This window comes from Micromonospora echinofusca (assembly GCF_017614955.1).
Classification (GTDB): domain Bacteria; phylum Actinomycetota; class Actinomycetes; order Mycobacteriales; family Micromonosporaceae; genus Micromonospora; species Micromonospora echinofusca_A.
Genome location: NZ_WVUH01000281.1, coordinates 1 through 9,635, shown reverse-complemented (window position 1 = coordinate 9,635; position 9,635 = coordinate 1). Strand labels below are relative to the sequence as shown.

The following is a 9,635-nucleotide window of genomic DNA, read 5'->3' as shown; positions in this document are numbered from 1 at the left end:
GGCGACCCTGGTCCGGGCAGGAACGGTAGCAGTCGTTCGTAGACGTCGTACGCGTCGCGGGGGCGCTGCTCGGGCACCTTGGCGGTGAGCTGGAGCACCAACTGTTCCAGAGTGTCCGGTACGTCGGGGCGTACCGCGCGCAGCGGGGTGGGTGGTTCGTAGACGTGCTGCCGCATCAGCTCGAATTCGGGGCCGCCGTCGAAGACAGTTTTGCCGACGAGCAGTTCGTGCAGGACGCAGCCGAGGGCGTACAGGTCGGTCTGTGGGGTGATCTGGGCGCCCTGGATCTGTTCCGGTGACATGTAGTGGTGGGTGCCGACCATGCCGCCGGTGCCGGTGAGGCGGGTGACGTCGGTGCGCAGGATCGCGGCTATGCCGAAGTCGAGCACCTTGACCGCACCGGAGTCGGAGATCAGGACGTTGTCGGGTTTGAGGTCGCGGTGGACGACGGGGATGGCGTGGGCGTGGGAGAGGACGGTGCAGATCTGGGCTGCGATCGCCGCCGCCCATTCGACGGGCAGCGGGTGGAGCTGGCTGATGTAGGCGCGCAGCGAGGTGCCGCGTACGTACTCCATGACCAGGTAGAGGCGGTCGTAGGAGGTGTCGAGGACCGCGTCGTACACCTGGGGGACGCCGTGGTGTTGGATGCGGGCGGTGACGCGGGCCTCGCGTCGGAAGCGTTTGGCGAACTCCTCGGCCTGTTCGGCGGAGGAGATGACGTCGGGGCGGATGAGTTTGACGGCGACCTCACGGTCGAGGACGGCGTCGTACCCGCGCCAGACCTGTCCCATGCCGCCGGAGCGGATCTCGTCGACCAGCTCGTACCGGCCGGCGATCGGCTCTGCCCGCACTCTCCGGTGTCCCCTTTCCGATGATGTATGACGGCTGGGTCAGGCGACGTCGTCGACGACGCCTTCCTGTCGGCGGATCATCTGCCATGCGGCGCTGCGGGCGCTGCGGTTCAGTGAGCTGCGGAAGTTCTGCTGCGGGTCGAAGTACTTGCGTCCCAGTTCGGCGGTGCTGTCGAAGTGGTCCATCATCTTGTCCTCGAAGACCGGGTCGAAGACGTGGCCGAAGTTCTCCTCGTCGTTGGCGACGGCGGCCAGCCGGACCTTCGGGTCGGCGAGCGCCTCGTTGAAGGGTTTGATGACGTCCTGCTCGGTGAACTCGGTGCCGTACTTCTGGTTGAACCGTTCGATGAGCTCCGACAGCAGGGACTTCTCCGGCTCCTTCGCGCCGCCCGATCCGTCGCCGAAGCCTTTCATGTCGGTCGGCCCGTCGGGGACGAGGCTGACGTCGTGCTCGCCGGTCTTCTCGACCCGCAGGTGGCTGAGGTCGACCTCGCCGATGTCCACGCCACCGTCCTGGCGGCGGGGCAGTCGGTTGAGCAGGTGCCGTCCGTAGAGGTAGAGCCGTTCCAGGTCCGCGTCGGCGTACGGGACGATGGCCGAGAGGAAACTGTACTTGCGGACGTAGTCGTTCAGGTCGGCCCGGAACGTCTCGGCCGTCTCCTGGTCTTCCTCCTCCTCGCTGTCGAGCAGCGCGGTGAACCGGGCGACCGCCGGCTCCAGGTGCCGGTACAGCTCGGCGTGCAGCTTCTCCCACTTTGCGGCGCTGCCGGCGGCTTCCTCGTCGGCGGCCAGCCAGGCTGCCGCGAAGGCGAGCATCTCCTCGTCGACCAGCAGCGCCGCGGCCATCACCCGGCTCTGCGCGGTGTAGAGCAGGTTGGGGTCCGAGGGCAGGGTGGCGGCTTCTTCGAAGTACGGGCGGAAGGACTCCTTGATGTCCTCGGCGTCGTTGACGAAGTCCAGCACCGCCAGGTCGGACTGGCTCTTGCGGTCGGCCGTGCGGTTGAGCCGGGACAGGGTCTGCACGGCGGCGATCCCGGTCAACGTCTTGTTGACGTACATCGTGGTCAACAGCGGCTGGTCGAAGCCGGTCTGGTACTTCTCGGCCACGACCAGGATGCGGTACTCGGGCTGCCCGGGGCCGCCGGCCTGAGCGGACCTGTCGTCGGCCCGGGTGTAGGCGAACGCCTTCGGCAGCGCGCTCTCCGCCAGGCCGCCGTTCTCCTTCGACTCGGTGATCTCCTCACCCTCGTAGGTGAGGGTGCCCGAGAAGGCGACCAGGACACCCGGGTCGGGGTAGCCGAGGTCGCCGAGGTACTTCTTGATCGACCGGGCCATCTGGACGGCCTGCGGTCGACCGGCGGTGACCACCATGGCCTTCGCCCGGCCGCCGAGCCGCCCGGCGGTGTGGGACCGGAAGTGTTCGACGATCACCTGCGCGTGCTGGGCGACGGTCGAGTCGTGGGTCAGGGCGTACCGGGCCAGCAGCGGGTTCGCCTTGGTCGGGTCGACCTTCCGCTCGTCGGGGTTGCCGTTGACGAGTTTCCAGTACGTGTTGTAGGTGACGTAGTTGCGCAGCGGGTCGAGGATGAAGCCTTCCTCGATGGCCTGCCGCATCGAGTACGTGTGGAACGGGTGGTACTTCCCGTCCCCGCCCAGCGTGCCGAACCCTTCGAGGGTCTTGTGTTTCGGCGTGGCGGTGAACGCGAAGTAGGACAGGTTCGCCGCCCGCTGCCGCCTGCGCGCGTTGCCCTTCAACCGTGCCTCGACGTCGGGCTGTGCCGGCGCGCTGGTCGCGCCCGGGTCGTCGGAGTCCGCGTCCAGGCCCAGGTCACGCAGTACTTCCCGGACCGAGCCGGCGGCCTCGCCGGACTGCGACGAGTGCGCCTCGTCGATGACGATCGCGAACCGCCGGCCCCGGATCTCGGTCGGGTTGCCCTTGAGGTAGTCCCGCAGAGCCGGGAAGGTGTGCAGCGTGACGGTGACGATCTTGCCCGTCTCGCGGGACAGCGCCCGGGCGAGCTGCTCGGACTTCGCCCCCTGGTTCTCGTCGATCTTCACCACCAGCCCGGCGGTCTGCTCGAAGCTGCCGACCGTCTCGCGTAGCTGGGCGTCGAGGTTCCGCCGGTCGGTGATGATGATGACCTTGTCGAAGACGGGGGAGCCCGGCGCCAGCCCGGCCCGGACCGCGTCCGGGTCCAGGTCGGCCACGTCGCCGGGCGTGTGCAGCGACGACAGCCGGTGGGCGAGCCAGGCGATGGTGTTCGACTTGCCGGACCCCGCCGACGCCATGACCAGGTAGTGGTGCCCGGCGCCGTGCCGCGCGGCGTGCGCCGTCAACTGCTTGACGACATGCCACTGGTGGTAGCGGGGGAAGATCAGGGACCTCCGGGTACGCCCGTCCGCGCCCCGCTCCCTGCTCAGGTGGACGAAGCGTTCCAGCAGGTCCAGCCAGTTGTCCCGCTGCCAGATCTCCTCCCACAGGTAGGAGGTGGCGTACTTGCCGAACCCGGTGGCCGGCGGGTTGCCCTTGCCGCCCGGCCGCCCCGGGCCCGCCGAGCCGGTGTTGAACGGCAGGAACCGGGTCGGTCTGCCGCGTAGCTGGGTGGTGACGAAGACCAGGTCCGGGTCCACCGCGAAGTTGGCCACCACCCGCCGCGAGAAGATCAGCTCCGTCGGGTCCCGCTCGGTCCGGTACTGCTCCTTGGCGTCCTCAACACCCGAGCCGGTCAGCGGGTTCTTCAACTCCGCCGTGGCCACCGGGATGCCGTTGAGGAACAGGGTGAGGTCGAGCCGGTTGCCCCGGTCGGCCTGCTTGGTGGCGTACGCCAACTCCCGCACGACCGTCAGCCGGTTGCGCCGGTAGTCGGCGAGGATCTCGTCGGACGCCACGAACGACGGCTTGAAGTACGCGACCCGGAACCGTAGACCCTGAATCTTGAATCCCTTGCGGAGCACGTCGAGCAGCCCGTCGTCGGTGATCGCCCGATCGAGCCGTTTGACAAAGTCGCGTCGGGTGGCGTCCCGGTCGCCGCCGTAGTAGGCGGACAGCTCGGCCCACTCGGCGGCCTGGGCGGCGTCGACGAACGCGAAGAGCTGGCGGGTGTCCAGGCCGAGATCCGGGCGGTAGTCGGCGGCGTTGCCGAGCTCCCAGCCACCGGCGACGAGAGCAGCGACGATCGCGTCACCGAACACCGACTCGTGATGCACCGCCATGTCGCCTCCCCAACAACGGATGCCCGGCCGCATCCACCGAGGAGCCTACTGAAAGGGCGAAGTAATTGCGCTCAGCGGTATTGGGGTTGGCTGCCTTGCGGGTTTGCCGGCACGACGTCGAGCTGCGAATCGGCGAGGAGCGCGTCAATTGCGGCCTGCTCGGCACCGATACCGGCCCAGTGCGGGTCGACGTCACTGGCGAGACACCAGCGGTGGTCCGCCGGCCAGACGAACGCCGGCGGTGCGATGTTCTGCCCCGCCCCCAGGTCCGTTTCCCAGGCGTCGATGTCGCCGAGCGCACCGCGAAGCAGGGCGTAGCGGCGGTGCGGTAGCTCGACCAGCGGACCGCGCTGCACCTGTGGTGGCAGCGGGGCGTCGGAATACCCCTCCCACAGGCAGAAATAGCATTCCTGCGGGGTGGACGTGAACGCCGCGAGTAGGCGCAGTGCCCGTCGTGTCTGCTCGACGTCCGACGGATGCTCGGTCGGCACGTCGGCGTCCGTTTCACTCTGGCCCGGTCCGGTAGGGTCCGGGATGAAGCGAAGCCGCGCGTACGCCTCGAAGCCGGCAGGCCCGAAGGTGATCAACTGCCCGGCGGGCGTATCCGACCGGACGAGCCAGTCAGCGGCGTTCGTCTCCCGGCAATAACTGAGTGTCATATCGCCACCATTAGTCCAGTGTCCAGTCCCTCAGGTGCACGCCGAATGGCGTCAGGACAAAGACGACGCCGGTCAGCATCAGAAGAGTCGTTGCGACGAGCCATCGTCGCTGACCGGCAGCCAAATTTTCACGTTGCCTCACCAGCAGTATCGCGCCAACGGCACCCGCTGCCGCGAAGATTGGCCAACCCAGCATCGTGACGACGTAACCAGGCAGTCCCAGTAGCCAGCCCGGTACGACCCACGACCACGTGGGCGGATACGGCCGAGGACTCCATGCGTAGGGAACGATGGACGCAGCCGCGTAGGAGACCAGCAGATACACCTGCGAGCCCGCAACCCAGGCGCCGGCTCTCGGCGATCCCGGAAGCCGATCGTCACCTGATGGCGGCCTCGCATGGTGGTCCATCTGCATCACGATCCTGAAAACCTCTCCCGGCTGTGGTGTCGATGAGATAGGCGGCGCGGTGTTCGGCGTGAAGGCCGACGTCAGGCGGCCTGACTGGTGGTGTGCCGACGGATGTCCTGATTCTGCACCAAAGCTGTCGCTCCGACTCTCGCGCGGATCGATAGATTCAAGGTTGCACCCCACAGCGTCCACGATGGCGGCTTCCCTCGGAGATCCCCATGAACGAGCCTGATCCCCGCGCGTCGCGGCGTGGCGATCAACCGGTGACGAACGCCGATGCCCCAGCGCGGCTGTTACGGCGCGACCGCATCATCGGCCGAGTGATCGTGGCCGCAGTGCTGGTGGTGCCGACGACGATTGCGGTCACGACAAGTCGATGGTGGGGCTGCAACTTCACTCCCGGCGACCAGGCTGCTGCGGTGGCGGCATACCAGAAAGACCCGGCATTCTCGCTTGCTCCGCCTGGCGGCCGCCTGGTCGAGGAGAAGTCCCAAACACGTGCATGTGACTACCGGTCGGGTTCGTGGGCACGGGAAGAGTCGGCAGGGCCGGAGTTCGCGACTGTCTGGCGCCAATATGCCGTGGATCGGAAGTATGCGATGGACGAACTCGTCGTCCTCGTCGGCCCGGACGTCGAGGCGGCTGGCTGGCATCCCACGATCCAACCGGGCAGCGTCTTCCTGCGGTACTGCAAAGAGATCAACAAGATGAGCGCGCGGTTGGAGGTGAGCAGCATCGCCGACGGCGGCCCCGACCGCACCGCCTCTTTCACCGTCCGCATCGAAGGTCGACCGAACAACGCGGACTGCGATAGATCTTGAAGGCCGCTTTCGCCCTACCTTGCACGTTTTCGGGCCGTGTCGACACTTGGTGGCGAACTCCGGCCGATGCTCCCTCCGGTGGACACGGACTCACTCGTCCAGATCGACGGTCGGACGGGGGCGGAGTCGGGCGTGGAAGCGGCGGTGAGGGTGACGGTGGTTCCAGAGACGGCAGCGGACCGCTGGTGACGCAACTCGGTCGGCAGCACCGCCAGCGCGATCAGCGCGCCGAGTAGGCCCGTCGCGGCGAAGCCCCAGGCCGGTGCGGAGGCATCGATCACCGCCCCGGTCAGCGGAGCGCCGATCGCCACCCCCACCACCATGGCAGAGCCGTGCAGGCCCATCGCCTCACCCCGCACGCTCGTCGGCACCAGCCGGCTCACCGCGTCAGCAGTCGCCGCTATGGTCGGCGCGGTGAGCGCCCCGGATGGCAGCAGCACCAGGGCCAGCAGCCACCACTCGCCGCTGCCCAGGCCGACCGGAATGGTGACCAGACCAAGGACAACGGTGAGGATCAGCGACGGCATCGGGCGGGACAGCGCGCCGTAGGTGAAGCCGCCGACCAGCGAGTACGAGGCCCAGAGCGCCAGCACCACGCCGGTCCAGTCGACCTGACCGGCGTCACGCAGTACCGCCACCACCGCCACATCGGTGCCGGCGATTACCAGCGTGCTGGCCGCGCCACCGGCGAGCAGCCCGATCAGCCGGGGGGTCAGCCACTGCCGGCGGGGCAACGGCTGTACCGGCGTCGTCTCCTCGTCCCGTGCCCGGGTCGGCGGGTCGAGCACCAGCAGGATGAGTCCGGCCAGCACGGTGCCGCCGCCGACGCCGTACATGGTCAGGGTGGGCGAGAAACTGGTGGCCAGGGCCACCGCCCCCGCCGGCCCGACCATGAAGCTCAGTTCGACCGACATTGAGTCCAGCGCGTACGCCTGACGGCGTTGGGGCGGCGGGACCAGCGCGGCGATCGACTGCCGGACCACCGAGAAGACCGGCAGCGTGAGCAACCCGCCGACGAAAGCGGCGCCCAGTAGCACCGGGTACGGCAGGACCGGCGCCGTCACCCAGAACAGCGCCGAGACTGCCGTGGTCAGCAGCAGCATCGGCCGTATGCCACGCCGATCGACCAGCCGGCCGAGCAGTGGTGCGCCGAGCGCCGAACCGGCCGTCATCGCGGCTCCGACCAGTCCGGCGGCGAAGTACCGGTGGCCCAGATCGAGTACGTGCAGCGTCATCACCACCGCGGTGGCCGCCACTGGCACCCGGGCCAGGATCGCGACCAACAGCAGGGGCCGCAACCCCGGCAGCGCGAGTGCGTCCCGGTAGGGCCTCAGATCCAACACGGTCCGTACCCTCCGGGCGGTCCTGATCTGAGCCGGGCGGTCCCGGGATCCGGCTCCGGCGGGGTTGCCGTGCGCAACGTGTGATCGATCATCGGTCCAAGGTGATCCAGTAGCGCCGCACGGGACCGTTCTCGGTGTCGCGAATGCCCTCAAGGACGCCACCGTTGCGTTCGATCGTCCGGGCCGACGCGATGTTGTCGGCCAGGCAGGGGATGAGGACGCGATCCAGGCCCAGGGCGACGCGAGCCTCCTTGAGCATCTCGCCGAGTGCCCAGCTCGCCAGTCCTCGGCGGCGTGCGGATGGCCGGACGCCGTAGCCGATCTGGCCGATCTCGTCGTCGAACCAGTGCCGCAGTGCGATTCCCCCGAGTATGTGACCGTTCTCGACGATCCACCGGGGTGAGCCGTGCCGTTCGTCCGGGCACGGGTCGCCGGCCGGATGGGTCAGCCGGACCCGCTCGTGCACCCAGGCGGCGAAGCCTTCGGGCGAGTCCACGTCGTCATCGGCCCCCAGGCCGAAGCCGTCCTCGTGGAGGCCAGGGCCCCAGTCGTCGCGGCATTCCAGGAACGCGGCGTGCAGGCGGATGGTTGGCAGGATCAACTCGGGCATGCGGTCACGGTATTGAAAGCCGGACCGCTGAACGAGCCGCTTCTTCTCAGCATCGATCACCCCCAGAAGCCTGTTGAGCTCCACAAAGGCCCACGCGCTTCGGGAGCTACCAGCGGGCGCCCTGGGGCGCTGCATCGCGATGTCAGCCAGGTCGAAGACGCAACTCGGGTCGGGGAGCACAAGGAACGCAGCAAGCCCTCGCATGCGAGTTGTGTGATCTGCGTCACATCTACAGACCGGCCGTCACGCCACACCTGGGACGGATTCGTCGAGCAAGTGGTACCAGGCAGCGGCCACCACCACGGTGGTACGGCGAACCCGCGACCCGTTCGGCGACGACGTCCTGGTGCTTGTCACCGTCGCGCCCGCCCCCGGGTGGGAGAGCGTCCCCGTAGGGGAGTCGGGCTTGTCGTCGGCGTAGCCGGTGCCCGCCGTGGTGGACGTCCGGGCAGGCCGGGCAGAGGTGGGCGGCGCGCTCCGACCACGTGCGGATCGATGGATTCGAGGCCGGCAACCCACAGCATCCACGATGGTGACTTCACCCGGAGATCCCGATGAACGAGCCCGATACCCGCGCATCACGACATGGCGATCAACCGGTGACGAACGCCGGTGACCCAGCCCGGTCATGACGCGACCGCGTCATCGGCCGCAGATCGGGGTGTTGCGCATCGGTCGCTCTGCCTCCTCAGTCGACAACCGCACCGCCCGGTCACCGCGTCTGCTTGGTGTAGCAACCCGAGGGCAGGTGACCGATGCGCGGTTTCGATTGGGGCTGATCTCGTGGTGTGCAGGCAGCGCCCCATCGACCTGCCAGCATCCCGCCGCCCGGTGTCGGGTTTCGGATAGTGCTGCAACGCATCAGGTTGGTTGGGCGTCTCTTGCATGCCGCTGATGAGAGGGGGTGTGTGGGATGCGCGCCTTCGAGTGGGGCTGATAGTTCGTCGGGAGGCGGCCTTCGGGTCGGCCTCCCCATGTCCCGAGGTACGCCAGCAGCCGGGAAGCGGACGGCTGGCGGCTTTGGACCGGCCGGCATTCGTGCGGGGCGGCGTCGGGTCGGGGCGCCCCTGTTTTCCCACAGCCCGATCCCGCGCAGCGGCGGGTCGTACCGGTCGTTCACGACGATGACCTGGTCACAGCGTTCGTAGCGGGACCGGCCGTGGGCGAGAACGGACAGGACAGCCCGCGTGGCCCGCTCGCGGCACCGGCCGACAACAGTGGCCCAGCCGATAGACACCACTCATTGGAGCAGCACGTATCGGGGTGGCAGACTCGGTCCAGGTTCGACACCGAGGAGCCAATGAGTCCATGAGCCGAGACGGTGGCCAGCCCTCATGGCGGATGACGGCCCTGATCGCTCTGTCTGGCGGACTGTTCGCCCTGGTCGGCGGGATGGCCGTGAACACGGTCCAGGTACCGGCCGGCTGGCGACCCCTGATCTGGCTGCTCACGGCGGTGCTGCTCGCCAGTGTGGTACTCCTCGCAGTCCTGAACCTGCCGGGCGGCGCGGCTGCCGGTCTGGTCCGGATCACGCGCCGCCCGGCGGTCTGGCTGGTCGGCGCGGCGCTGGCCGGCTTCGCCCTCGCCGCGCTGATCATGCCGACCGTCCCGCCCGCCACCGGCCCGGTCGCAGGAGACGACCACGGCACGGCCACGAGCCAGCCTCCGCGAACGGACCAACCCGCCACACCGACCACCACCGGCTCGCCGCCCGCCACGGCCCCGCAAC

Annotated in this window: 6 protein-coding genes and 1 pseudogene; 2 read left to right on the top strand and 5 right to left on the bottom strand. The window is 68.6% G+C overall.

Annotated elements, in window-relative coordinates:
• From GSF22_RS25320 to GSF22_RS25310, 3 genes are all read right to left on the bottom strand, one after another.
• Positions 1-851: serine/threonine-protein kinase (locus GSF22_RS25320; RefSeq protein ID WP_208816237.1), on the bottom strand; the 851-nt coding region annotated here is incomplete at its 3' end.
• A gap of 39 nt (positions 852-890) precedes the next feature.
• On the bottom strand, positions 891-4,064 hold the full coding sequence (locus GSF22_RS25315; protein WP_208816236.1) for a type I restriction endonuclease subunit R: 3,174 nt from the start codon (positions 4,062-4,064) through the stop codon (positions 891-893).
• A gap of 71 nt (positions 4,065-4,135) precedes the next feature.
• Positions 4,136-4,723: a hypothetical protein gene (locus GSF22_RS25310; protein ID WP_208816235.1), complete on the bottom strand. Its 588-nt coding sequence runs from the start codon at positions 4,721-4,723 to the stop codon at positions 4,136-4,138.
• A gap of 627 nt (positions 4,724-5,350) precedes the next feature.
• On the opposite strand from GSF22_RS25310, the gene GSF22_RS25305 reads away from it, so the two are divergent.
• The gene (locus GSF22_RS25305; protein ID WP_208816234.1) at positions 5,351-5,953 is read left to right on the top strand and encodes a hypothetical protein; all 603 of its coding nucleotides are present in this window, start codon (positions 5,351-5,353) and stop codon (positions 5,951-5,953) included.
• Positions 5,954-5,967: 14 nt separating this feature from the next.
• On the opposite strand, the gene GSF22_RS25300 is transcribed toward GSF22_RS25305, so the two are convergent.
• Together GSF22_RS25300 and GSF22_RS25295 are read right to left on the bottom strand one after the other, a co-directional pair.
• Entirely contained in the window at positions 5,968-7,293 is a 1,326-nt protein-coding gene (locus GSF22_RS25300; protein WP_208816239.1) for an MFS transporter, read from the bottom strand.
• Between the two features lie 91 nt (positions 7,294-7,384).
• Positions 7,385-7,966: a GNAT family N-acetyltransferase gene (locus GSF22_RS25295; RefSeq protein ID WP_307804307.1), complete on the bottom strand. Its 582-nt coding sequence runs from the start codon at positions 7,964-7,966 to the stop codon at positions 7,385-7,387.
• 1,248 nt (positions 7,967-9,214) lie between these two features.
• Between GSF22_RS25295 and GSF22_RS25290 the strand changes: the two are divergent.
• Positions 9,215-9,635 (top strand): annotated as a pseudogene (locus tag GSF22_RS25290) (hypothetical protein); the annotation flags it as partial.